Below are 23,119 nucleotides of genomic sequence, written 5' to 3'. Positions count from 1 at the left end.
GACGGCGTGAGCTAGGCCCGGCGATCGCGCTGCCGGGACTGGTCAGGCCGGAAGGGGAATATGCTCGTCCCGGTCGCCGACCGGGAGATCGAAGCGCCCCTTGCCCCAGTTCTGCGCACGCCATTCGGCTTTGGCCGCCTCGATGCGCTCCTGCGAGGACGCGACGAAATTCCACCAGATGTAGCGGGGGCCCGGCAGGGTCGCCCCGCCGAGGATCATCAGGCGGGCGCCTCGGTCGCCGGCCGCGACGGTGATCCTGTCGCCGGGACGGAAGACCATCATCCGGCCTGCCTGGTACTCCTGGCCGGCGATGGAGATCGAGCCCTCGACGATGTAGATGCCCCGGTCCTCGTGCTCGTCCGGCATCGGCAGCCGGCTTCCTGCTTGGAGCGCCACATCCGCGTAGAATGTCTCCGAGAACATCGTCGCCGGCGCCTTTTCGCCGTAGGCGTTCCCCAGGATCAGCCGGACCGAGACGCCGCCATCCCCCAGAACCGGCAGCGCCTCCTTGCCGTGATGCTCGAACATCGGCGCCATGTCCTCGTCACGCTCGGGCAGGGCCAGCCAGGTCTGGATTCCGAACAGGCTGCTCGGACCGGTTCGGGCGGCGGCCGACGTGCGCTCGGAATGGGAGACGCCGCGCCCGGCGACCATCCAGTTCAGTTCGCCCGGACGGATCGTCTGGTCGGCGCCGGTGCTGTCCCGGTGATGGAAGTCGCCGCGATACAGATAGGTGACGGTGCCGAGCCCGATATGCGGATGCGGCCGGACGTCGACGCCCTGCCCGGTCAGGAACTCGGCCGGCCCGGCCTGGTCGAAGAAGATGAACGGTCCGACCATCTGCCGCTTCGGCGCCGGCAGGGCGCGCCGGACCTCGAAGCCGCCCAGATCGCGCGCCCGTGGAACGATGAGGGTCTCGATCGCGTCGATGCCCACCTGATCGGGACAGCCGGGGTCGATCGCCGGGTTCCAGCTCATGCGCCTCATCCTCTCCTGGGTTGCCGGAGGGCCTCGCCCTTGCCGATGCGAATGCCAACATTCGATTGATCCGGGCCGCGCGAGCGGGAAGAGCGCTTTCGGTCCGGCAAGCGCCCAGAGTGGCAAGCGACCGCCTGCCCAGCTAGCCTCGTGATCCGTCGAATCGTGTCGCAGCAAGTGGAACGCGCGGGCAAGGCCGTCGGGCTTCGCGGCGCGCATGGGCGCACCCGTCGAACGCGGGCCTTTGATCAGGCCTCGACCCGTTCGTGCCCTACCGGCCGAGACCCCAGACGTCCGGATGGCGTGCGAAGTACTCGGTCAGCATCTCGATGAGGACCCGGACCTTCCGCGCGGGGTGCTGACCCGGCGGCCGGACGACATAGGCGCCCGCCGAAGGTGGCGGATAGCGCGTCATCACCGGAACGAGCGCGCCGGAGGCGACATAGTCGTGGGTAATGCAATCGGGAAGCCAGGCAATGCCCAGTCCGGCCGCCGCGGCGGCGGCAAGCGCCGTGGCGTTGTCGGCCTTGAACCGGCCCTGCGGCTGGACCGTGACGATCTTGTCGCCATCCAGGAACTGCCAGGCTTCCGTTCCTTGCATGACGGCCGGATGGTCGACGACCTGCTCCGGTGTCTCGGGTGACCCATGGGCTTCGATATAGCCCGGGCTTGCGACAAGCTTTCCGTAGATCGGCCCGATGCGCTTCGCGATCAGGTTGGAGTCCTGAAGATAGCCGACCCGGATCGCGCAATCGAAGCCTTCGGCGATGAGGTCGACGAAGCGATCGCTGTAGGAGGTGTGGATGTGGAGCTGCGGGTGCTGCTGCGCCATGTCCGCCAGCACGGGGGCGAAGTGAGTAGGGCCGAACGTGAGCGGCATGGCGACCCTCAGGCGGCCGCACAGCTCACCGGTCGGCAGGATCCTTTCCCTGGCCGAATCGATCTCGGCGCTGGCCCGGGCCGCATGGTCCCGGAACGTGAGCCCCGCTTCGGTAAGCGCGGCGCCGCGCGTCGTGCGCGCCAGGAGCTGGACGCCCAGTTCCGCTTCCACCCGGAACAGCCGCCGGCTGACGATCGACTTGGAGACGCCCAGCCGGCGCGCGGCGGCCGACACGCCCCCGGCATCGGCCACGGCGACGAAGGTCTGCAGATCCTCGATGTCCATTCGGACGTTCCCGGTTTCGCGACACAGCTTGTCCGGTCATGGCGCTACAGCATTGCCGCAAGGAACAACAGAATGCGGCGAGCAACGTCGCCCGCTGGCGCACGTCGCCCGACCCACTCATCGCCGTCCCTGGCGGCAGGCAAAGGAAGTCTTGATGACCCCTCGCAACGGCCTGGATTCGCTTCTCCGGCCTGAGGATTCGGTGCTCGTCCTGATCGACCACCAGCCCTACCAGCTCGCCAACCTGAACAGCCACGAGCCGCAGATGGTGGTCAACAACGCGACGGCCCTGGCGAAGGTCGCCAAGGCGTTCGGCGTCCCCACCATCCTGACCAGCGTGCTGGCCGAGCGCGGCGGCCTGCTGTTCCCGCAGATCATCGAGGTCTTTCCCAACCAGGAGGTGATCGACCGCACGCTCATCAACACCTGGGAGGACCCGAAGGTGGTGGACGCGGTCAAGGCGACCGGACGCAAGCAGTTGATCATCGCCGGCCTGTGGACCGAGGTGTGCGTGGCGATGCCGGTGATCCAGGCGCTGGGCGAAGGCTGGGACGTGACGGTGGTCACCGACGCATCCGGCGGCGTCTCGGTGGAAGCCCATCAGGTCGCCATCCAGCGCATGATCGCTGCCGGCGCCAACATGATGACGTGGATGGCGCTGGCGGCCGAATGGCAGCGCGACTGGGCCCGGGCCGAGACGGTCAACAAGATGACCGAGGTGTTCGCCCAGCATGCCGGCGGCAGCGGCATCGCCTATCTGTGGGAGCAGCAGCTGCTCCATACCCCGGTGCCGGCCGCCGCCGCCTGATCCCTGCCGGGGATGGCCAGGCCTCGGGCGGCCAGCCGCTCGGGGACCGGCGTCATGCCTTCCATTTGGGGGGTAGTCCTCCACGCCGCCACCATCGTGACCTTCGGCGGCAACCTGAGGAAGGCGCTCCCGGCCACCGAGCGGCTGGCAGCGGACGTGACCGAGTGCAAGGTCGCCGACCAGCGCCCGCTGGACGATGCAACGGTCAGGGGCTCGATCGCGCGGCGATCGTCGGCGGGGCTCGGCGGTCGGGGAGCCTGGCGGCAGGGGCCTCCAGCCGGATCCAGGAACAGCTGGCGACGCGTTCGGGCACGGCGGCCTATCTCCGAAAGCACGGGCCGCAGCCATCCGCCCCGGTCGATCCAGCTCCCCGCGCCTGACGACCATGGGCGCCAGGCGCCCCGGCTTCGGCAGCCCGCGCGGGCACGTCCTAGGATGTCGTGGCGCTCTGGTAATGCTTGGCCAGGAGGCGCCAGCCGTCCAGCCACCATGGGCCGCCGCCCGTCCCGAACGAGGCCACATAGGCCGCGCTCAGTTGTTCCAGCCGGGTGGCCGGCTCGTCGGCGACGCCTGGCCAGTGGAGCCTGAACATGTCGCCCGCTCCTCCCTGGAGCAGGTGCGCCAGCCCGGCCGGCAGCTCGTCCGGCAGCGGGCGGCAGGCGCGTTTGGCCGCCAGGATCGACGGCCAGAGGGGCTGGACCCGGCCCAGCAGCACCGGCAGCTGCGCCGCCCGCTCGAGCAGGTCGCGCAAAGCGGCCGGATCCAGCGGCTCGCCATGGCCGCCCGGGCGCCTGCTCTTCAGGAAGCCCACGCCCCAGTCGCGGTTCTCGTGCCAGATCTCCCAGCCGGTCAGTTCCAGCCAGAGCTCATGCCCGGCCCGGCACAAAACCTCGTGGCGCACCGCCGCAAAGTCGCGCAGGTCCAAGGGCGGGTAGCCGTCCAGCGTGCGCGGGTGCTGGATGTCCCAGCGCCACTGCTCGCCATAGAGCGCCTCCTCGAACCGGTCGAGCACCCGGTCGAGGCTGCCGGCGGCATCCTGCAGGCGGCGCAGGAGGGCCAGCATCCCCTGGCTGAACTCGATGTCCCGCTGGTCCTTCGGCCAGAGGTGGCCGTCCGCGAAGACCTCGATCCCGCTTGGCCGCTCGAAGCCCTCGCCTCCGCCGGTGACGACGGCCCGCCACCAGATCACCCGATAAAGCTCGCTGATGACCTCCCGGCGGCTCGTATGCGGCCAGACCTGCCTCACCCAGGGTTGCGCGTCCAGCCACGCTTGAGCCGCCCCGGGGTCCGTATAGGGCCGGGCGAGCGCCCGCCCGCGATCCGAAGCCGCCGCCATCTCCGCGATCACCGGCTGCCAGGACGGCGTCATCACGAGCGGATCTCCGCCAGGCACTGCGCCCGCAGATCGGCCCGCTGCACGGCATGGCACATGCCCGGATCCCGCCTGGCCCGCGCCAGGCAGAGTACGCGCGCATCCGCGTCGCCCAGCGTGTAGCAGGTGCCGGCATCGACGGCATGGGCCGGCCCAGGCAAACCAGCGGCCGCCAGGCCCAGCACGACCATGCAGGAAACGAGCAAAGGGTGCAGCGTCATGCGCCAAGTGTAGCCGCCACGTTCCCTGGCGGAAGATCACCCGCCCGGCATTCGAAGGGCAGTCCTACCAAGCTACGCCAACACCACCGCCGCCCGTTCCATCGGCAGGGGAAGGTGCGGCCTCCATTCCGGCCAGAGTCCGATAGATAGCTCGAGCAGGTGTCGTTGCATTCCAGAAAACCTACCGGGATACCACTCACTCCTTTCCGGCATCCTGGACAGCCGACCTTTGCTCGATCTTCATAACATCGCCCCAAGAATAACGCTGCGCCGGCCGGGAACGTTCCTGCAGCGACCCGACGCCGATGAACCTCCGCTCAAATCAGCGCCTGCGGATCTGAATCCCGATCACCCGCGTGGAGGACGCGCATGATGGCATCTTGGAGCACGACTGCATGAAGACGGTACGTGAGGCCCGGATGGGCAGGTTCCTTCTCCGGCTGCTGGCGAAGGGCTCGACGTTCATTGGCTTGATCACCGAAGGCGATGTGAAGCTTGCCCAGGTCAAGGGTGGAGAAGCTAAAGATGTCTGACCGCCTGAACCACACGGCCCTCAAGCTCAGCCCCCGGTTCGTGGGCTTCGACGGCGCCAGCACCCGGTTTCGCGCCCACTTTCCGCAGGGCTTCCGGTCGCCCCTCTATGCTCAGCGGGAGTACAACTACAAGATCAAGGCCAAGACTGAGCTGGACAGGCTGGCCCCGGTCGAGAAAGCCGCGACCGGGTCCGGTCTGGGTGGCGCGATCATCAAGGCCTTCCGGGCGACCGACCTGCTGCACCACAAGTTCGAGAAGCCAAAAGTCGAGGATCTTCTGCGAAGCGCGGATGGCGACCGGTTCATCCGTGCCGCGGCGCGCCTGGCGCTGGGGGAGATGAAGCCGGCTCTGGAGGAGATCGCGCGGGTGCTGGCCGGGCATGGCCTGAAGAAATGGACGGTCGTCACCTACCTGCCCTTCCTCTGGGCGCCGGCGACCCACATGTTCCTCAAGCCCACGATGACCCGCACGTTCGCCGCGAATGTCGGCCACCGCTTCGCCCGTGACTACAGGCCAGCGCTCGATCCTGAGGTCTACGAAAGTCTTCTCGATCTGGCGACGTTGACTGCCGACAAGCTCAAGGATTTCGAACCTCGCAGCAACATCGACATCCAAAGCTTCATGTGGACCGTCGAATGCTACGAGCTCGACCCCGAACGGACCCCTGCGCTGACCTAGATCAACCGACACCCGACACGACCTGCCTCAGGCGCAGGTTCCCCCGGCTGGGCGGAGCGTATACCGATCGGGCTCAGTCACCCCGACCTGGTGGATGCACAAGCTGGGCGGCACGGCGCAGCGCCGTCGCCGACCGGCGCATCCAGCGCATTTCTTGAGCAACCTATGGGTGCATCTGGCACGCGAACATGGTGCGGCCGCCGTCCACTACGGTGCCGGTCGAACCAACCGACCGACCTCCACCATCTGCCGCCACCCGGATGCGGCACCCGCGCCGGGCTGAACCCGCGCACGCGAATGATGCCGGCGACGCCTTGCTTCAGCTTGTTGTCGTGCGCTGCCAGGATCGCCCCATGGAACCCGCAAGGCCCATGGCCGGCAGGAAGTCTGCCTGCCGAAAGGCAGCGGGCAGTACCACCCAGCTGCTCGACCGCACTCAGGCGCTACGCTGATTTCAGGGCGGATTACCCAGATGGGCGGCAGTCTGGAGGCATGGCGCTTCCCATGGGCTGAGCAGCCTCAGGAAGAAAAAAACCAGCCGATCCAACGAGGGGAATGGCGCGCCCGAGAAGACTCGAACTCCTAACCTTCTGATCCGTAGTCAGATGCTCTATCCATTGAGCTACGGGCGCGCAGCCGTCTAGCGGCGTGGCGGGGTGATAGCGCCGTGACGGCGACGGCGCAACCCCCTGTTTGGACGGAAATTCGCGATCAGAGCGGAACGGCGTCCTGGCGGGTTTCCTCGATATGCTCGGGCGCGGGCGGGCCCATGACCATCCGGACCAAAGCCGGGGTCAGGAGCAGGATCAGGATGGCCAGGATAACGGCGGGACGCATCGAGGGAACTCCGGCGAAAAACGAGTTGCGACTGGGTAGCGCGATGCGGAAAAAAAGAGAAGCGTCCCCTGGTCCCGGCCGCCTCGGGATGCTTGCCCCGCGGCGCGGACGCTGCTCGAACCGCCGCCGGCGCCCAGCCGCCGCCGGACCCCGTTCCCGATTGGGCAGGACTTGACCCGCATCAACATCGCCCTGGCGCAGTTCGCCCCGAGCCTGGCCGACATCGCCGCCAACCTCGCCACCATCCGCCAGCTGCGCGCGCAGGCCGCCGCGGCCGGGGCCGACCTCCTGGTGCTGCCCGAGCTGGCGCTGACCGGGCCCGGCCCGTTCGAGCGGCTGCCGGGCTTCGTGCAGGCGGCCTTGCTGGCGGAATCCGCCCGGGCGCTGGCCGAACTGCAGGCGGACAGCGCTGCCGGCGGGCCCGCCCTGCTGGTGGGCCTGCCCCATGCCGAGCCGGGGCAGGCCCGGCCGTTCAGCGCCCTGGCCCTGCTGCATCGGGGCGAGCTGCTGGGCTGGCGGGCCAGGGTCGCCGGCGACGGGCGCGACGCCTGGTTCATCCCTGGGCCGGTGCCCGGGCCGATCGGCTTCCCGGTGGAGGGCCAGCCCCCGATCCGGCTGGGCGTCCTGTCCGGCCAGGACCTGGCCGGGCCCGACATCGCCGAGGCTTTGGCCGAATCCGGCGCGGAGATCCTGGTCGCCCCCTCCGCGCTGCCGTTTGCCACCGGCGGGTTCGACCGGCGCCTGCAGCAGGCGGTGCACCGGGTGACCGAGACCGGCCTGCCGCTGGTGCAGGTCAACCTGCTGGGCGGCCGGGGCAGGCAGGTGTTCGAAGGCATGTCGTTCGCCCTGGACGACGCCCGCCGGCTGGCGGCCCTGGCGCCCGGCTTCGTCCAGGACCTGACCGTCACCCGATGGGAACGGCCGGACGACGCGCCGCTGGCATCGGTGGAGGCGGCCCGGCGCACCCCGCCGCTGGACGAGATGGCGGCCCTGCACCAGGCGCTGGTCCTGGCCCTGTCCGACCGGCTGCAGGGCTCCGGCCAGGCCGGGGTGGTGGTCGACCTGGACGAAGGGCCGGCAGCCCCCCTGGCCGCCGCATTGGCGGTGGACGCGCTGGGTGCCGCCAGGGTGCGCGCCCTGGCGTCGTCCCGCGAGGCGGCGGCGCTCGCCACGGTTCTCGGGATCGCCGCCGACCCGCTCGCCCTGGACGCGGCGCTGCCCCCCTTCCTGGAGGGGCTGCCGGCGCGGCAGGTCGCGGGCCTGGCCGCCCAGGCCCTCGCCCGCCGCACCGGCGCCCTGCATCTTTGCGGCCTGGACCGGACCTCCCTGGCGCTGGGCGCCGCCGGGCCGGCGGAATCCTTCGCCCTCCTGGGCGACCTCGACCTCGGCAGCGTCCGGGCACTTGCCTCGTGGCGCAATGCCCGCCCGGGCGGCCCGGCCCTGCCCCCGACATCGCTGGAGCCGCTGCCGGGCGAGGCGGCCACCGAGGCGATCCTGCACGGGCTCCTCGACCTGCAGCTCGACCCGGCCGCGCTGGAGGCCCGCGGCTTCGAGGCGGCCAGGGTGGCGGAAATCCAGGAGCGGCTCGTCCGGCTGGCCGCGCGCCGCCGCTGCCGGCCGCTGGTGGTGCGGGTCCGCCCGCCCGTCCCGGACTGAGCCGGCCGGGATCCGGCGCTAATTATACCATAGGTTGAATTTCTCCGGTTTTCTTCTATGCTGCGTCGCCATGGGTCGACCGGGGCAAGAGCGGGCATGACGCAGGATCGGGGACAGCCTTCGGCCGCCGAGGAACCGGGCATCGTCGAGCAGCTGCTGGTGGTGCGGCGGCACTGGCCGCTGGGCGCGCTGATGCTGGCGCTGGGCATCGGCGGCGGCGCGCTCGCGGCGCGGCTGATCGAGCCGGTGTTCGTGGCCCGGGCGGAGGTGATCTACGAGCCGGTCACCGCCGGTGGGCCGGACGGGTTCGACCAGGTGGTGGCGGCCCCGGAAGGCGGCACGCTGGACAGCCAGATCCGCCAGATCGCGTCGCGCGCCATGGCCCGCGAGGTCATCCAGCGCCTGGACCTGGGCGCGGAGCTGGAGGCCCGCGGCGGGGGGCTCGGCCGGATGGCAGCCTGGCTTCTGGAACTGGGCGGTGCTTCCGCCGCCACCACCGACGTGCCGATCCTGCCGGTCCAGGGCGAGCCGCCGGCGCGCCAGCTCGACCGGTTCCTGGAGCGCCTGCAGGGCAGCCGCGAGGGCAAGAGCCACGTGTTCGGCATCGCCTGGAGCTCCCACGACCCGGTCAAGGCCGCCCAGGTCGCCAACGAGGTCGCCCAGGCCTTCGTGACCGCGCGCCTGGCCCAGAAGCTGGAGGCGGCGGAGCGGGTCGAGGAGCGGCTGCGGCAGCGCCGGACGCAGATGCGCGACGCGATGATCCAGGCCGAGACCCGGCTGGAGCTGGCCAGGGCCGCCGCCAAGCCGGTGCTGGTCGCGTCTTTCGGCGGCGGCGAGGAGCAGATGGGGGCCCTGTCCCGCCAGCTGATCGACGCCCGGATCGATGCGCAGACCCGGGCGATCCGCACCGAGCGGCTGAAGGAAGCCGCCCGCAACGGCAGCACCGGCCTGCTGGGCGCCGAGCCGGCCCAGTCCCCGGCGATGCAGAACCTGCTGGCGCTGGAGGCGCAGGCCGCGCGCGAGGAGGCGGACCTCCTGGCCCAGTACGGCGAGCGCCACCCAAGGCTGGTCGACCTGCGCAGCCGCCGCAAGGACCTGGCCCGCCGGATCGGCGCCGAGCAGAACCAGATCCTGCAGAAGCTCGACATGGAGGCGGAGCTGGCGCGGGTGCGCGCCGATGGCCTGGCCGCGCAGCTGGACGCGATCAAGGGCGACGCCGCCGGGCTCGCCCGCAGCCGGCAGGAGCTGGCCGGCCTGGAGGACGAGGCGCGCACCCGGCGCCAGGCCTTCGACGCCTTCGACCTGAAGGCGCAGGAAATCGTCCAGCGCCTGGCCGACCAGGCCCCGGACGCCAGGATCGTTTCCGAGGCGGTCCCGCCGGCAAGCCCGGCCTTCCCCAAGCCCGCCACCTTCATGGCGGTGGGCGGCAGCGTGGCGCTGGCCCTGGCCGCCCTCCTGGCCTGGCTGCTGGAATCCCGCGACCGCTCGGTGCGCACCGCCCGGGACCTGGAGCGGATCACCGGCCTGGTCACCGTGGCGATGGTGCCGCGCCTCTCCAGCCGGCGCGAGCGCCAGCACCCGCACGACGTCGCCCTGGACCAGCCGCTCGGCCGCTACAGCGAGGCGTTGCGCGACATGCTGGCGGCGGTGACCGACCCGTTCGCCACGCCGCAGGGACCGGAGGGCCGCGGCCGCTCGGTGCTGGTCACCTCGGCGGTCCCGGAGGAAGGCAAGACCACGACGGCGATCTCCCTGGCGCGGATGGCCGCCGCGGAGGGGCTGCGGGTGGTGCTGATCGACGGCGACCTCCGCCACCCTTCGGTCCTGGAGCGGCTGGGCCTGCCGGCGGGCCCTGGCCTGCAGGAGATCCTGGCCGGCCGGGCGACGCTGGAGCAGGCGCTGCGCACCGATCGCCGCTCGGGCCTGCGGATCCTGCCCGGCAGCGCCGCCGGCCGCACCGCGCTGGCCAGCCAGAGCGGCGAGCGCCTGCGCCAGGTCGTCCATTCCCTGACCCGCGACGTCGACCTGGTGGTGGTCGACGCCGCCCCGGCCCTGGCCGTGGCCGACACCAAGCTGCTCGCCCGCTCGGTGGACCGCGTGCTCCTGCTGGCGCGCTGGGGAAAAACCGGCGACCGGCTGATCGCACGGGCCGTGGCCGAGCTGCGCGAGGTCCGGGCGCCCTTGGTCGGCGCGGTGCTGACCGCGGTCGACCTGCGCCGCCAGGCCCTCTACGGCCTGGACGACCGATCCTTCGCCTATGTCCGCCACGCCCGCTACTACGCGACCTGAACCGGATGGCGTGGTCCTGCCGGGCCGGCCGGCGCTCAGGCGACGGCGATCCCGATCTTGCCGACATGGGACTTGGTCAGGAAGGCTTCCTGCGCGGCGGCGAGGTCCCGCAAGGGATAGACCGCCGCCACCACCGGGCGGATCTCCTGGGCCTCGATATAGCCGACCAGGTCGGTGAACACGTTCGGCGGCTGGTGGGTGCAGCCGAACAGGGACAGGTCGCGCAAGTAGAGGGTGCGCAGGTCCAGTTCCACGATCGGCCCGGCGATCGCACCGGCCGTGGCATAGCGCCCGCCATCGCGCAGGCCGTCCAGCAGTTCCGGCCAGCGCGGCCCGCCGACCAGATCCAGCACCAGGTCGAACGCCCGCTGCGGGACCGGCTCGTCCCGGTCGAGGATGGTATGGGCGTCGAGCGCACGCAGGGCGTCGGCCTTGGACGGGCTGGTGAGCGCGGTGACCGTCGCCCCGCGCCGCCGCGCCAGCTGGATCGCGGCCGAACCGACCCCGCCCGAGGCCCCGGTGATCAGCACCCGCTCCGCGCCGAGCCCGCTGCGCTGGATCATCCCCTCGGCGGTCGAGAACGCGCAGGGGAACGAGGCGAGCTCGACATCCGACCAGCCGGAGCGGACCGCAACGGCGTCGTGGTCGGCCGCGACCGTGAACTCGGCAAAGCCGCCGTCCTGTTCCGAGCCGAAGGTGGCGATGCGCAGCCCGGGCCCGTCCGGCGCCTGGACAGCGCGCACCAGCACGCGCTGGCCGACCCGCTCGACCGAAACGCCCTGCCCGACCGCCACGATCCGGCCGCAGCAGTCCGCCCCCTGGATGCGCGGGAACGCGAGCGGGCTGTTGGTCCAGCTGCCGTCCTTGTCGGCCGCGGCACCATGGCCGCCCGAGGCGCCGGATGCGGTGTCGCCGCGCACGCTCTTCGAGTACCAGCCGGTGCGGGTGTTGATGTCGGTGTTGTTCACCGCCGAGGCGCCGACCCGGATCAGCACCTCGCCAGGCCCAGGCTGCGGGACCGGCAGGTCGTCCCGCCATTGCAGGCGCTCCAGGCCGCCATGGCCGGTCAGGACGACGCCTTGCATCGTTTGCGGGAGCTTGGTCATGGGAACCTCGCAGGTAGAATGATCGCTCTACTTGCTCAGGTAGAGGGATCGCTCTACCAGGTCAACCATGACCGAGATGGCCAACAGGATCGCTGCCGGGCTGGAGCGCGCCTTCGCGGCGCAAGGTTTTGCCCAGCCGAGCGTCGAGGATCTCCGCGAGGCCGCCGGCGTCAGCCTGCGGACCCTCTACAAATATGCGCCGTCCCGCGAGGAGATGGTGCGCCTGGCGATGGAGCACCGGCACCAGCGCTACCTGGCCCGGCTGTTCGCCGACCTGCCGGACGACCGGGGAAAGGCGCTGGACGCCATCATCGACCGGGTGGCGGGGTGGATGGAGACCGAGGCCTCCCATGGCTGCCTGTTCCACGCGGCGGTGGCGGCGGCGCCGTCCGACCCGGACCTTCGGGCCCTCTTGCTCCGGCACAAGGCCGAGGTGGCAAGGCAGGCGGCTTTAGCCTGCGGCCTGCCCGGCCGCGAGGCCGACCTGACCCTCATCCTGGAAGGCCTGACCCAGAGCTGGCCGCTGGAGGGGCAGGCCGCGGTCGCGAGCGCCCGGCGTCTCTCGGCCCTGCTGCGCGCCGCGGGCTGATCCGTTCCGGCCCTCGCGGCAAGCGGCACGAGGACCATGGCGATCCGCCATTCCGAAAATCACCACACCGGGGGGCCGCGTATTGCGTGGGCCTGCTCCGGTTCCGGGCAGCGAAACCCCGACTGGTTGTCAGGAAAGCTGTGGAGGATGCTCCGCAACGTGGCGCCGTGGCGGCCAGGTGCCCGGCTTGAGCCCGAAGCACCAGTCGCCTTCGTTGCGCCCTATCGCCGGTCCAAAGCCTCGAGCCGTCATCCTCCCTACCGGCGCCAAGGTCGCCTCGCCGCGATGTGGCTCGCGCCGCCTGGGCTGGTCAGGATGAATAGACCTGCTTGCCGTCCATCCAGGTCTCGATGACGCCGATATCCTTGATCGTGTCCGGATCGACCCTGCGGGGATCCCGAGCGAGGATCACGAAGTCGGCCAGCTTGCCCGGCTCCAGGCTCCCGACCTCGTGTTCGGAGAACAGCTGCCAGGCAGCTTCCGACGTCACCGCGCGGATGGCGGATTCGACGGAGATCCTCTCGTGCGGCGCCAGCACGAAATCCGGCTCCTTCCATGTCCGGCGCGTCACCGCCATCTCGATCATGTGCAGCGGGTCCGGGTCGGTCACCAGGAAGTCCGAATGCAGGGTGAAGCCGACGCCGGCCTGCTCCACGCTTCGGCACCGGTCCAGAAGTTGCGCCTTCTCCTCGCCGAACACCTCATCCCGCATCGCGATCCCCCAGTAGTGGACGTGCCCGATCAGGAAGCTCGCCGACACACCCAGCTGCCGCATCCGTTCGATCTGCTCGTCGTGGAGGATCGAGCAGTGCTCGATCCGCGGGCGAACCTTCGACATGTCGACGCCCGCGTCGGCCAGCGCCTGACAGGTGTCGAGGATGTTGTCGATGGCTGAATCGCCATTGCCGTGGATGGCGAGGTGCCAGCCTTTCTCGGCCCGATCGAGCGCCATTGCGGTCAGTTCGCCGGGTTCCATGTAGGCAAGGCCCCGATCCTCGCGGTTCAGGTATGGCTCGCGCTGCAACCCGGTGAAACCTTGGTTGGACCCATCGGCGACCAGCTTGAAGCCCGCGATCCGGGCCATGGCGTCGCCATCGCCCTGGCGAATGCCGGCATCGGCCCAGGCCTTCGTCCCCAAGGTATAGAAGGGATAGGCGCGGATACGGGCCTTGAGACGCCCCGATTGCGCCGCCGCAGCCATGACTTGCGCGTCCGCCGGGGACTGCGCGAGAGCGCCGAGGCTCAACTCCGAGACCGTCGTGAGGCCGACGGCGCACCACTTGTCGAGCAGGGCGATCAGGCCTCCGACCGGATCGGCCTCGGTCATCGCCGGGTAGTTCGACGCGACCTGCAGGAATGCCACGTTGTTCTTCATGAAGCCGGTAAGGTTGCCCTCCGCGTCGCGAACGAACTCGCCACCCGGCGGGTCTTCGACGTCCCCGGTGATGCCTGACACCTCGAAGGCCTTCGAGTTCGCATAAGCCAGATGACCTGAGGCATTCAGGACGAAGATCGGGTGCTCGGTCGAGATCGGATCGAGTTCCGTGAAGGTCAGGGCGTCCGGTCCCTCCTGCACCGCAGGATCGAAGTTGCGGAAGACCAGCCATTCGCCAGCGGGCGTCTGCGCCGCTCGCATGGCGATATGATCCAGCACTTCGGACGCCGTCGCGAACCGGGCCATGCCGACATAGTCCATGATGGAATCGACGACGGAGCCGGAAATGACGTGGGTATGCGGATCGATGAAGCCCGGCAGGACGGTCTTGCCGTCGAGGTCGACGATGGCGGCGCCGTCGCCGGCCGCGGCGCGGACCTCGCCGTCGGTGCCCACGGCCAGAATGCGGTTGCCGCGCACGGCCATCGCCTCGCCTTCGAAGAAATCGGCATCGACGGTGAGCACGCTGCCGTTGGTGAAGACGGTGGTGGCCTGCCCCTCGGCGGCGGTCTGCGCCAGACCCTTCTTCGGCATCAGCGCCGCAAGGCTGGCCGCTGCGGCGCCGGTCTTGAGCAGATCCCGCCGATGGAGGGCCATCCAGTCGATCCCCCAGTTGCAGGACCAACCCTTCCCGGGTGCAGCCTGATCCTTCAGGTGGCGCACCGTTTCGTTGACGGCGAACAGCCCGCCAAACGTGCCGCTGCAGCAGGGGCAGCCATGGAACGTCTTGTCCGACATGTTTCCTCCACTGACGACGGTTCTGCCGCGCCCTCGGCTGCTGAGCTTCGGCACAAAAACTTTCCTCAGCTTCCGGAGAACCCGGACATCGCAAGGGGACGCAGATAGGTCTGGATCGTCCGCCCATCCCCGCGGTCAGCATCCGCGCGATGATCGCGGCGGCATCCGCGAAGTGCTCAGGCCTGCCGATGGCGTCGAGGCCGGGGGCCAAGTCGAGCATGCGGGCAACCTTGATCCCTTCCCAGGCGCTGCCCGCGACATTCCCGACATGCGCGCCGGCGGGCTCGTTCTGCTCGATCAGCACGTCGACCAGGAGCGACGCGAAGACCCTCGATGCGGATGCCGGGGTCGGGAAATCGTTGGGGCGCATAGCGGGATTGGTCTCATCGAGGAGACTGCCCTCCTGAACGACGATGCAGCCTCTCTGGTAGCGCGTCGGATGCTTGATGAACGCACCAAGCGTCGGCGTGCCCGAGGCGATCTCTACCGTATAACGGGAAATTTCATCCATGGGTGAGGCTTCGCGAGCGCGGGCGGCGTTTGCGGGCCGGAATGACCGCGGTCGAGAAGACTTGCGCGCCGTTCGTGCCGAACCATGGCAAGGGGCGACCTGCCGTGACGACCATGGATCATGACGTCGCCGCGCGGATGGCGAACGACCGCGCCCGGCCGCATCGCAGCCAATCCGGAAGACGCAACTCCCTCATGCCGGATCAACCCGGTTTGCGGAAATTTTCAAACAAATTCAAGTAATATTCATACTATTTCTTGCCGCTTCAATAACATGAAGGCGCATGGGCAAGTGTGCATTCTTCCGTTACTTCGTTGATCCGTCGCCCATCCTCTGGAGTCGAGGCATGAAGATCGGATTCGCCGGTTTCGCCGGCCTGTCGCTGCTGTTCTTCCCGCTGGCCGCCGCCGCGCACGGCACCATGGAAGTGCCGATCAGCCGGGTCTATGCCTGCTACAAGGAAGGGCCAGAATCGCCAAAAAGCGCCGCCTGCAAGGCCGTCGTGCAGGCGGGTGGCACCCAGCCGCTCTACGACTGGAACGAGGTCAACCAGGGCCAGGCCAACGGCGACCATGCCAGGCTGGTCCGCGACGGCGCGATCTGCGCCGGCGGCCGCTCCAAATATGCCGGGCTCGACCTGCCGGGCCAGGACTGGCCGGCCACCACCATCGTACCCGACGCCTCGGGCCGGTTCCCCTTCGTGTTCCACGCCACCGCGGTCCACGCCGCCCGCTATGTCGACTTCTACATCACCAGGGACGGCTGGAACCCGGCGGCACCGCTGAAATGGGCCGACCTCGCCAGGTTCGCCTCGGTCTCGTCGCCGAAAGCGGTCGACCACCGCTTCCGGATGAACGTCCAGCTCCCGGCCGGCAAGACCGGTCGGCACGTGATCTTCGCGATCTGGCAGCGCTCGGACAGCCCGGAAGCCTTCTATTCCTGCTCGGACGTGCGGATCGCCGCCATTGGCGGCGCCACCCCGCCGGTCAGCTGGGACGAGGCCGGCCAGGTGGTCGCGCGGGCCGACCTGCCGGCCGGCTCCACCGCGACCCTGCGCGTGTTCGACGCGGCCGGCCGCGATGTCGCCCGCCACGCCGTTACCCTCTCGGCCGCCACCGGCAAGGCCGCCAAATGGCCGGCAACCCTGGCCAAGGCGGTCAACGACGCCTCGTCCATCTTCCGGATCGGTGTCCTCGGCACCAGCGGCGCCAACGTGACGGTCACGCCGGTCGCAAGCGCCACCGCCAACCGGGTCTATCGCAGCAGCCGGCACCCGGGCCACGGCTACGAGATCGACATCGATACGCCAGCCACCGGTGGCGGCGGCACGGGTGGCAGCGGAACCTGGCAGGAAGGGACGAGCTACCGGGTCGGCCAGGCCGTGACCCATCAGGGCCGCACCTATCGCTGCCTGCAGGCGCACACCGCCTATGTCGGCGCCGGCTGGACGCCGTCCACCACCCCGGCCCTCTGGCAGCCGGCCGGCTAGCCCGCCACGCCTGCCCGGACGTTCCTGGAATCCGCGCGCACTTCCTGATATCCAGCGTGACCCGCGCCGGGCACCCGCCCGGCGCGGCGGGCAATTGCGCCCACCAACGTCCATGGCTGGAACCGGTCCCTTGTCGCCGACCCTTACCCTCCACGATACCGCGACCCGTGCCAAGCGGCCGTTCGCGCCGATTCGTCCGGACCGGGTGGGCCTCTATGTCTGCGGACCGACCGTCTACGACCGGATCCATATCGGCAACGCCCGGCCCCTGATCGTCTTCGACGTCCTGAACCGGCTCCTGCGCCAGCTTTTCCCGCAGGTAACCTATGTGCGCAACATCACCGACGTCGACGACAAGATCATGGACCGCGCGGCCGAGCGCGGCATCTCCATCGAGGAGGTGACCCGCAGCACCACCGAGCAGTTCCACAAGGATACGGCGGCGTTGGGCTGCACCCCGCCCGACCACGAGCCGCGCGCCACCCAGCACATCGCCGGGATGATCCGGCTGATCGAGACGCTGATCGCGAACGGCCACGCCTACGAGAAGGACGGCAACGTCCTGTTCAACGTGCCGTCGTTCGCCGGGTACGGCCGCCTGTCCGGCCGCGACCGCGACGAGCAGATCGCCGGGGCCAGGGTCGACGTGGCCCCCTACAAGCGCGACCCGGCCGACTTCGTGCTGTGGAAGCCTTCCGCCGCGGACCAGCCCGGCTGGGACAGCCCCTGGGGCCGCGGCCGGCCCGGCTGGCACATCGAGTGCTCCGCCATGTCCGAGCATCATCTGGGCGTGCCGTTCGACATCCATGGCGGCGGCATCGACCTGGTGTTCCCGCACCACGAGAACGAGATCGCCCAGACCTGCTGCGCGCGCGGCCTCTCCCACATGGCGAACTTCTGGCTGCACAACGGCTTCGTCACCGTGAACGGCGAGAAGATGGCGAAGTCGCTCGGCAACTTCACCACGGTGGAGGACGTCCTGGCCAAGGCGCCGGGCGAGGCCGTGCGCCTGTGGACGCTCGGCACCCATTACCGCTCGCCGCTGGACTTCTCCTGGGAGGGCATCGAGCGCGCCAAGGCGACCCTGGACCGCTTCTACGGCGCCCTGGCCCGGGTTCCCGCGCTTCGCACGAACGAACCCGAGAACGGCGATTTGCACGAACGAACCCGAGGCCGGGCGGATCGCACGAACGAACCTGAGCCCGCTTTGCTCGAGGCCTTGTGCGACGACCTGAACACGCCGAAGGCCCTGGCGGTCCTCCACGACCTGCTGGGCCGCCTCAACCGCACGAACGAACCCGAGGACCGCGAGCGGCTTCGGGCGTCCGGCGCGGTGCTGGGCCTGCTGCAGGCCGAGCCCGAGGCCTGGCTGAAGGGAGGCTCCGTGGCCGACGACAGCCAGGAGATCGAGGCCGCGATCGCCGCACGCCTGGCCGCGCGCAAGGGCAAGAACTTCGCCGAGGCCGACCGGATCCGCGCCGAACTTTCCGCGCGCGGCATCATCCTGGAGGACGGGCCCGGCGGCACCACCTGGCGGAGGGCGTCATGAGCGGCGAGCGCCTCTGGCTCTACGACACCACCCTGCGCGACGGCGCCCAGACCCAGGGCGTCGACTTCTCGGTGGCCGACAAGATCAAGATCGCCAGGCTGCTGGACGAGCTCGGCATCGACTATGTCGAGGGCGGCTGGCCGGGCGCCAACCCGACCGACGACCAGTTCTTCGCCAAGCCGCCGGCCCTGGCGCGGGCCGTCTTCACCGCGTTCGGCATGACCCGCCGGGCCGGCCGCTCCGCCGACAACGACCCGGTCCTCGCACCTCTGCTGCGCGGCCAGGCGAAGGCGGTCACCCTGGTAGGCAAGTCCTCGCGCGCCCAGGTCGTCGACGCGCTGGGGGTGGAGCCTGACGAGAACCTGCGGATGATCGCCGATTCCATCGCGGCCCTCGTGGCGCGCGGCAAGGAGGCGATGTTCGACGCCGAGCATTTCTTCGACGGCTGGAAGAAGGACCCAGGCTACGGCCGCGCCGCCCTGGAGGCGGCCCTGGAAGCCGACGCGCGCTGGATCGTGCTGTGCGACACCAATGGCGGCGCCCTGCCCCACGAGGTCGCGGCGATCACCCGGCAGGTCGCGGCCTTCGTGCCGCCGGACCGGCTGGGCATCCACACTCATGACGACACCGGCAACGCGGTCGCCAACTCGATCGCGGCGGTACGCGAGGGCGCCCGGCAGGTCCAGGGCACGCTGAACGGGCTGGGCGAGCGTTGCGGCAACGCCAACCTGGTCAGCCTGATCCCGACGCTCGTCCTCAAGATGGGCTACCGGACCGGCGTGACGCCCGAGGGCATGAAGCGGCTGACCCAGATCAGCCGCACCTTCGACGAGCGCCTGAACCGCACGCCGAACCGGCACGCGCCTTATGTCGGCGCGTCCGCCTTCGCGCATAAAGCCGGCCTGCACGCCTCGGCTGTCGCCAAGAACCCGAGCTTCTACGAGCATCTGGACCCGGGCCTGGTCGGCAATGCCCGCGAGGTGCTGGTCTCCGACCAGGCCGGCCGCTCCAACCTGCTCTCGCGCTTCACCGAGATGGGCCTGGCCGTCTCGCCGTCCGACGACCAGGTCCAGGACCTCCTGCGCACCATCAAGGAACGCGAGGCGGAAGGCTGGGCCTATGACGGGGCCGCCGCCAGCTTCGAGGTGCTGGTGCGCCGCTCGCTGGGCATCCTGCCGAACTATTTCGAGCTGCAGCGTTTCCGGGTCATCAACGAGCGCCGCTTCGACGCTCGCAGCCACGTGACCGACCTGTCCGAGGCCAGCATCAAGGTGCTGGCGGAAGGCCATGTCTTCCACACGGTGGCCGAGGGCAACGGCCCGGTGAACGCCCTGGATACCGCCCTGCGCCAGGCGCTCAGCCACATCTATCCGAGCCTGCGCGACATGCAGCTGGTCGACTACAAGGTGCGCATCCTGACGCCGCGTGCCGGCACCGCCGCGGTCACCCGGGTCATCATCGAGAGCGCCGACGAGGACGGCCGGGTCTGGCAGACCGTCGGCGTGTCCGGCAACATCATCGACGCCTCCTACGCCGCCCTTTGCGACGCGATCGTCTGGAAGCTGGTCACCGAGCAGCGCGCGTCTGCCGCGGAGGCCGCGTGAAGGACGCCAGCATGATCCGCTCCAAGACCCTGCGCGGCGGAATCGAGACCCTGGGCGAGGCCCCGGTGGTCATCCTCAGCCGCCCGCAGATGGCCGAGAATGTCGGCACCGCCGCACGCGCCATGCTGAATTTCGGGATCTACCAGCTCCGCCTGGTCGCCCCGAACTTCGGCTGGCCGAACGCCAAGGCGCTGATGGCGGCATCCGGCGCCAACGAGGTGCTGAACCGGATGGAGATCTTCCCGGACCTCCCGGCCGCCCTGCACGACGTCAACACGCTCTATGCTACCACCGCACGGAGCCGCGACCTGACCAAGCCGGTCCTGGAGGCCGAGCAGGTCGCGGTGGCCGCCCACCAGGCGATCGCCGACGGGCACCGGGTCGGCTTCCTGTTCGGCCCCGAGCGGACCGGCCTGGAGAACGACGAGATCGCCCTTGCCGACGCGATCCTGACCATTCCGGTCAATCCCTACTTCCCGTCCCTGAACCTGGCCCAGGCGGTCCTGCTGGCGTCCTACGAATGGCACCGCCAGCGCCCGGAGCGTCCCCTGCCAGCCTCCACCGACAAAAGCGTCCCGGCATCCAAGGCCGACGTGCACCGGCTGCACGAGGCGCTGATGGTGGAACTGGACGGGGTGGACTTCTTCAAGACTGCCGACCGTCGGCGCACCTTCGCGCTCACCATCGAGACCATGCTGGAGCGCCGCGGTTTCACGACCTCGGAGGTCCATCTGTTCCGCGGGATCGTGAAGGAACTGGCGACGGTGCGCCGTCGCAAGGAGACAGCGCCTTGACATCGCCGATGGTGTCGCTATAGCTCCCGCCACGCTGCTTCGATCTGGGAAGCGGCGTTGTTTTTGTCGTGCCGTGGGTATCGAGGGTCGATGACTAAGCGTAATGCCGCGAAGAGCAAGATCTGCCGCCGTCTGGGCGTGAACCTGTGGGGCCGCGCCAAGGATCCGCTCGCGCGTCGCGCCTACGGTCCCGGGCAGCATGGTGCCAAGCGCAAGAAGGTGACGCCCTACGGCGTCCAGCTCGCGCAGAAGCAGAAGATCCGTGAATATTACGGCAATCTCACCGAGAAGCAGTTCCGTAACACCTACGAAGCTGCCTCCGCGATGCGTGGCGACACCGCCGAGAACCTGATCGGCCTGCTCGAGCGCCGCCTGGATGCGGTGGTCTACCGGATGAAGTTCGTGGCGACCCCGTTCGCCGCCCGCCAGTTCGTGAACCACGGCCATGTCCACGTGAACGGCCGCCGGGTCACCATTCCTTCGTACCGCGTGAAGCCGGGCGACCTGATCGAGCTGTCGCCCAAGGCGAAGGACTTCCCGTTCGTCGAGGAAGCCCTGAACCTCGCCGAGCGCGACATCCCGGAATATGTCTCGGTCGACACCAAGGGGAAGAAGGGCACCTTTGTCCGCACCCCGCTGATCGCCGATGTTCCCTACCCGGTCGAGATGAAGCCGTCGGACGTGATCGAGTTCTACTCGCGCTGATCTTTCGTCGAACGGTTTCGACAGACGCGAAGGCCCGCCGGATTGCTCCGGCGGGCCTTTTCGTTGCCGGGCTGGCCGGTCACCCCTTGGGGTAGTTCGACGGGAACAGGGCCCGCTTGGCGTCCTCGTCCATCTCCTGCTTGAACGTGTGTCCCTGCCCGATCGCCCGCGCCCGCACCGCGGCCGGCCGCGCGTCGATCGACTGGTACCAGCGCTTCAGCTCCGGAAAGTCACCCAGCGGGTCGTCGCCGCCCAGCGCGAAGTCGGCCCGCATGATCCAGCCCCACGCCGCCATGTCGACGATGCTGTAGTCGTCGCCGACGATGAAGGCCCGGCCCTGAAGGCGCCGGTCGAGCACCTCGTAATGCCGCTCGACCTCGCGCCGGTAGCGGTTGATCGCGTAGGGCAGCTGCTCCGGCGCAGCCTTCTGGAAATGCACCGCCTGCCCGGAATAGGGGCCGATCCCGGTGGCGACGAACATCAGCCAGGACAGGAGCTGGCCGCGATCGGCGGGCGAGCCTGTGAACTTCCCGGTCTTGTCGGCCAGGTAGAGCAGGATCGCGTTGGAATCGAACACGGTCACCGCGCCGCCGGCCCCGTCCTTGTCGACGATCGCCGGCAGCTTGCCGTTCGGGTTGATCGCCCGGAACTCCGGGCTGTGCTGCTCGCCCTTGCGGGTGTCGACCGGGACCGCCTCGTAGTCGAGGCCGGCCTCTTCGAGGAACAGCGCCACCTTCATCGGGTTCGGCGCAAGGTTGAAGTAGAAGCGAATCAAGCTCTTATCCTTCGTCGGGTTGCGACTGGACGGCGGAGACGGTCGAGATGGCGAACCGGGCCGGGGGATCAGCGAAGAAGCAACTCATGTTCCCGCCCGAATAGTCGTCGATCGCCGGCTGGAAGTCCGGATCCCGGGCCGCCAGGAGCGCGCTCAGCTCCCGGGCCTCCGGCCGGTCCGCGAAACGGGTCCGGTAGGGCTCCACCCAGGCCATGTAGTGCCTGCCATGCCCTCGCGTCGCGAGGAAGGAAAGATCCTGCATCCACCACTCGTCCGCGGTGCCGGGGTTGTGGTTCTCCGCGGCGTAGCCCAGCACCATCTCCGGCTGCTGGATCGCATCGATCAGGAAGCGGACCGCGGTGTGGAGCGACCGGCCCTCGATCTCCCGTCCGTACAGGTCGACGCCCTGCACCGAGGCGATCTCCGCGATGGTCACCAGGGAGGCGATCGCATGGCGCTGGTACCAGAGCGCCCGGGCGCCCCGGTTGGTTTCCAGCGGCAGGGAGCCGTCGGCGCGCATTGCCGCAAGCGCATCCATGTAGGCTGCCACGCCCAGGTCGAACGCGCTCCGGTTGCCGGTCAGCGCTCCCCACGCCATGTCGACGCTGGCGTTCAGGTAGTGGTGGTTGTTGCGCGCGGTGGTCTTGCCCGGTGCCGGCGCCATCTGCCGGCGAAGCTGCATCAGGTCGGCCAGCCACCGCTCGATCCGGGCGGTCTTCTCCCTGTCACGGGCAAGTTCGCCCTTCAGCGCCGACCAGGACACGATCAACGGCAGGACCGTCCGGTTGACCGCGTAGAGCTCGTTGCTGGTCTCGTCCACCTGGGTGAGCGCCTCGCCCTTGGCCCAGCGGTCCATCACCCGGACCACCGCCCGGATGGAGCCGTGGTCATGGGTGGCGACCGCCCAGGCGGTGGCGCGCATCACCTCCATGGCGAAGGGCTCGGCGGACTTGCCCTTGCTGCTGCCCGGCGCCTTCGGGCGGGCGATCGCCTTGAAGCTCTGCCATTCCTCTTCCGGCGGGCCGCACAGAAAGGCGCGGGCCCGCAGGTCCATGGCGGCAAGCTCGGCATGGCGCGCCTCCGGATCGAACAGCACGACGCCCGGCCGTTCCAGCCGGGACGGCTGCACGATCGTCCACGGGCTGTCGGGCAGGCCGTTCTCGCATCCTGCCAATCCGGCCATCAGGAGGCTTGGAACCACCAAGCGCCCGAACCACTTGTCCGACAGTTGCATCGATGCCATCAGATTGACCGCGAATGCCGTCCCTATCGCAAGAGACTGGAGA

The 23,119-nt window shown here is 69.5% G+C and carries 20 protein-coding genes and 1 tRNA gene; 11 read left to right on the top strand and 10 right to left on the bottom strand.

The features are described from left to right. Window positions 1-42: 42 nt before the first annotated feature. Window positions 43-978 carry a pirin family protein gene (locus tag GEMRO_RS0121185; RefSeq protein ID WP_027135610.1) on the bottom strand — a complete coding sequence of 312 codons (936 nt, stop codon included), beginning with the start codon at window positions 976-978 and terminating at the stop codon, window positions 43-45. Window positions 979-1,249: 271 nt separating this feature from the next. Further along, on the bottom strand, window positions 1,250-2,143 hold the full coding sequence (locus GEMRO_RS0121180) for a LysR family transcriptional regulator (protein WP_027135609.1): 894 nt from the start codon (window positions 2,141-2,143) through the stop codon (window positions 1,250-1,252). Between the two features lie 154 nt (window positions 2,144-2,297). Between GEMRO_RS0121180 and GEMRO_RS0121175 the strand changes: the two genes are divergently transcribed. After that, window positions 2,298-2,951: a hydrolase gene (locus GEMRO_RS0121175; RefSeq protein WP_027135608.1), complete on the top strand. Its 654-nt coding sequence runs from the start codon at window positions 2,298-2,300 to the stop codon at window positions 2,949-2,951. 430 nt (window positions 2,952-3,381) lie between these two features. On the opposite strand, the gene GEMRO_RS0121170 is transcribed toward GEMRO_RS0121175, so the two are convergent. Continuing rightward, complete coding sequence (locus GEMRO_RS0121170) at window positions 3,382-4,323, bottom strand: hypothetical protein (RefSeq protein ID WP_157505683.1); 942 nt, start codon at window positions 4,321-4,323, stop codon at window positions 3,382-3,384. Beyond that, on the bottom strand, window positions 4,320-4,544 hold the full coding sequence (locus tag GEMRO_RS0121165) for a hypothetical protein (RefSeq protein ID WP_027135606.1): 225 nt from the start codon (window positions 4,542-4,544) through the stop codon (window positions 4,320-4,322). Before GEMRO_RS0121165 ends, GEMRO_RS0121170 begins: the two co-directional genes overlap by 4 nt. A 395-nt stretch (window positions 4,545-4,939) precedes the next feature. On the opposite strand from GEMRO_RS0121165, the gene GEMRO_RS34410 reads away from it, so the two are divergent. Next, window positions 4,940-5,077 (top strand): hypothetical protein, encoded by a 138-nt coding sequence (locus GEMRO_RS34410; RefSeq protein ID WP_157505682.1) that lies wholly within the window; start codon window positions 4,940-4,942, stop codon window positions 5,075-5,077. Then, window positions 5,070-5,756 (top strand): hypothetical protein, encoded by a 687-nt coding sequence (locus GEMRO_RS0121155; protein WP_027135605.1) that lies wholly within the window; start codon window positions 5,070-5,072, stop codon window positions 5,754-5,756. Before GEMRO_RS34410 ends, GEMRO_RS0121155 begins: the two co-directional genes overlap by 8 nt. 556 nt (window positions 5,757-6,312) lie before the next feature. On the opposite strand, the gene GEMRO_RS0121150 is transcribed toward GEMRO_RS0121155, so the two are convergent. Both GEMRO_RS0121150 and GEMRO_RS35735 read right to left on the bottom strand, forming a co-directional pair. After that, window positions 6,313-6,388 (bottom strand) — tRNA-Arg (locus tag GEMRO_RS0121150). A gap of 79 nt (window positions 6,389-6,467) precedes the next feature. Further along, window positions 6,468-6,593: a hypothetical protein gene (locus GEMRO_RS35735; protein WP_276202838.1), complete on the bottom strand. Its 126-nt coding sequence runs from the start codon at window positions 6,591-6,593 to the stop codon at window positions 6,468-6,470. Between the two features lie 171 nt (window positions 6,594-6,764). Here GEMRO_RS35735 and GEMRO_RS35730 point away from each other — a divergent pair, with 171 nt between their 5' ends. After that, window positions 6,765-8,249 (top strand): nitrilase-related carbon-nitrogen hydrolase, encoded by a 1,485-nt coding sequence (locus GEMRO_RS35730; RefSeq protein ID WP_051329313.1) that lies wholly within the window; start codon window positions 6,765-6,767, stop codon window positions 8,247-8,249. A gap of 96 nt (window positions 8,250-8,345) precedes the next feature. Next, on the top strand, window positions 8,346-10,538 hold the full coding sequence (locus tag GEMRO_RS0121135) for a GumC family protein (RefSeq protein WP_027135604.1): 2,193 nt from the start codon (window positions 8,346-8,348) through the stop codon (window positions 10,536-10,538). A gap of 35 nt (window positions 10,539-10,573) precedes the next feature. Here GEMRO_RS0121135 and GEMRO_RS0121130 read toward each other — a convergent pair whose 3' ends face one another. Further along, window positions 10,574-11,644: an alcohol dehydrogenase family protein gene (locus GEMRO_RS0121130; protein WP_027135603.1), complete on the bottom strand. Its 1,071-nt coding sequence runs from the start codon at window positions 11,642-11,644 to the stop codon at window positions 10,574-10,576. Window positions 11,645-11,711: 67 nt separating this feature from the next. Here GEMRO_RS0121130 and GEMRO_RS0121125 point away from each other — a divergent pair, with 67 nt between their 5' ends. Continuing rightward, on the top strand, window positions 11,712-12,233 hold the full coding sequence (locus tag GEMRO_RS0121125; protein ID WP_027135602.1) for a TetR/AcrR family transcriptional regulator: 522 nt from the start codon (window positions 11,712-11,714) through the stop codon (window positions 12,231-12,233). 310 nt (window positions 12,234-12,543) lie between these two features. Here GEMRO_RS0121125 and GEMRO_RS0121120 read toward each other — a convergent pair whose 3' ends face one another. Then, a complete protein-coding gene (locus GEMRO_RS0121120; RefSeq protein WP_051329312.1) occupies window positions 12,544-14,406 on the bottom strand; it encodes an amidohydrolase in 1,863 nt (620 codons plus the stop codon). Between the two features lie 857 nt (window positions 14,407-15,263). Between GEMRO_RS0121120 and GEMRO_RS0121110 the strand changes: the two genes are divergently transcribed. The 5 genes from GEMRO_RS0121110 to rpsD all read left to right on the top strand — a co-directional run bounded on the left by GEMRO_RS0121110 (window position 15,264) and on the right by rpsD (window position 21,058). Further along, window positions 15,264-16,406 carry a lytic polysaccharide monooxygenase gene (locus GEMRO_RS0121110; protein WP_027135599.1) on the top strand — a complete coding sequence of 381 codons (1,143 nt, stop codon included), beginning with the start codon at window positions 15,264-15,266 and terminating at the stop codon, window positions 16,404-16,406. Between the two features lie 112 nt (window positions 16,407-16,518). After that, on the top strand, window positions 16,519-17,955 hold the full coding sequence (gene cysS, locus GEMRO_RS0121105) for a cysteine--tRNA ligase (protein WP_035485763.1): 1,437 nt from the start codon (window positions 16,519-16,521) through the stop codon (window positions 17,953-17,955). After that, a complete protein-coding gene (cimA, locus tag GEMRO_RS0121100) occupies window positions 17,952-19,559 on the top strand; it encodes a citramalate synthase (protein WP_027135597.1) in 1,608 nt (535 codons plus the stop codon). The genes cysS and cimA overlap by 4 nt, the downstream gene beginning before the upstream one ends. After that, window positions 19,556-20,353, top strand: a complete 798-nt coding sequence (locus GEMRO_RS0121095; RefSeq protein ID WP_084507291.1) for an RNA methyltransferase — start codon at window positions 19,556-19,558, stop codon at window positions 20,351-20,353. Before cimA ends, GEMRO_RS0121095 begins: the two co-directional genes overlap by 4 nt. Window positions 20,354-20,443: 90 nt before the next feature. Then, window positions 20,444-21,058, top strand: coding sequence for a 30S ribosomal protein S4 (gene rpsD, locus GEMRO_RS0121090; RefSeq protein WP_027135595.1), 615 nt, complete (start codon window positions 20,444-20,446; stop codon window positions 21,056-21,058). Between the two features lie 79 nt (window positions 21,059-21,137). Here the strand turns inward: rpsD and GEMRO_RS0121085 are convergent, their stop codons facing one another. Together GEMRO_RS0121085 and GEMRO_RS32905 are read right to left on the bottom strand one after the other, a co-directional pair. Then, window positions 21,138-21,833 carry a glutathione S-transferase family protein gene (locus GEMRO_RS0121085; RefSeq protein WP_027135594.1) on the bottom strand — a complete coding sequence of 232 codons (696 nt, stop codon included), beginning with the start codon at window positions 21,831-21,833 and terminating at the stop codon, window positions 21,138-21,140. Window positions 21,834-21,837: 4 nt separating this feature from the next. Beyond that, entirely contained in the window at window positions 21,838-23,076 is a 1,239-nt protein-coding gene (locus GEMRO_RS32905) for an alginate lyase family protein (RefSeq protein WP_027135593.1), read from the bottom strand. Window positions 23,077-23,119 lie beyond the last annotated feature (43 nt).

Origin of the sequence: Geminicoccus roseus DSM 18922, from assembly GCF_000427665.1 — a bacterium.
Classification (GTDB): domain Bacteria; phylum Pseudomonadota; class Alphaproteobacteria; order Geminicoccales; family Geminicoccaceae; genus Geminicoccus; species Geminicoccus roseus.
The sequence above is the reverse complement of the archived record's forward strand: the minus strand, read 5'-3'. Positions and strand labels throughout refer to the sequence as shown.

What these genes read in the sequence shown, in the direction of transcription:
- GEMRO_RS0121180 (WP_027135609.1), bottom strand. Translation starts at nt 2,143, where the DNA reads ATGGACATCGAGGATCTGCAGACCTTCGTCGCCGTGGCCGATGCCGGG.
- GEMRO_RS34410 (WP_157505682.1), top strand. Translation starts at nt 4,940, where the DNA reads ATGAAGACGGTACGTGAGGCCCGGATGGGCAGGTTCCTTCTCCGGCTG.
- GEMRO_RS0121125 (WP_027135602.1), top strand. Translation starts at nt 11,712, where the DNA reads ATGACCGAGATGGCCAACAGGATCGCTGCCGGGCTGGAGCGCGCCTTC.
- GEMRO_RS0121175 (WP_027135608.1), top strand. Translation starts at nt 2,298, where the DNA reads ATGACCCCTCGCAACGGCCTGGATTCGCTTCTCCGGCCTGAGGATTCG.
- GEMRO_RS0121165 (WP_027135606.1), bottom strand. Translation starts at nt 4,544, where the DNA reads ATGACGCTGCACCCTTTGCTCGTTTCCTGCATGGTCGTGCTGGGCCTG.
- GEMRO_RS0121135 (WP_027135604.1), top strand. Translation starts at nt 8,346, where the DNA reads ATGACGCAGGATCGGGGACAGCCTTCGGCCGCCGAGGAACCGGGCATC.
- GEMRO_RS35735 (WP_276202838.1), bottom strand. Translation starts at nt 6,593, where the DNA reads ATGCGTCCCGCCGTTATCCTGGCCATCCTGATCCTGCTCCTGACCCCG.
- GEMRO_RS0121120 (WP_051329312.1), bottom strand. Translation starts at nt 14,406, where the DNA reads ATGTCGGACAAGACGTTCCATGGCTGCCCCTGCTGCAGCGGCACGTTT.
- GEMRO_RS0121185 (WP_027135610.1), bottom strand. Translation starts at nt 978, where the DNA reads ATGAGCTGGAACCCGGCGATCGACCCCGGCTGTCCCGATCAGGTGGGC.
- GEMRO_RS32905 (WP_027135593.1), bottom strand. Translation starts at nt 23,076, where the DNA reads ATGGCATCGATGCAACTGTCGGACAAGTGGTTCGGGCGCTTGGTGGTT.
- GEMRO_RS0121110 (WP_027135599.1), top strand. Translation starts at nt 15,264, where the DNA reads ATGAAGATCGGATTCGCCGGTTTCGCCGGCCTGTCGCTGCTGTTCTTC.
- GEMRO_RS0121130 (WP_027135603.1), bottom strand. Translation starts at nt 11,644, where the DNA reads ATGACCAAGCTCCCGCAAACGATGCAAGGCGTCGTCCTGACCGGCCAT.
- cysS (WP_035485763.1), top strand. Translation starts at nt 16,519, where the DNA reads ATGGCTGGAACCGGTCCCTTGTCGCCGACCCTTACCCTCCACGATACC.
- GEMRO_RS0121155 (WP_027135605.1), top strand. Translation starts at nt 5,070, where the DNA reads ATGTCTGACCGCCTGAACCACACGGCCCTCAAGCTCAGCCCCCGGTTC.
- rpsD (WP_027135595.1), top strand. Translation starts at nt 20,444, where the DNA reads ATGACTAAGCGTAATGCCGCGAAGAGCAAGATCTGCCGCCGTCTGGGC.
- cimA (WP_027135597.1), top strand. Translation starts at nt 17,952, where the DNA reads ATGAGCGGCGAGCGCCTCTGGCTCTACGACACCACCCTGCGCGACGGC.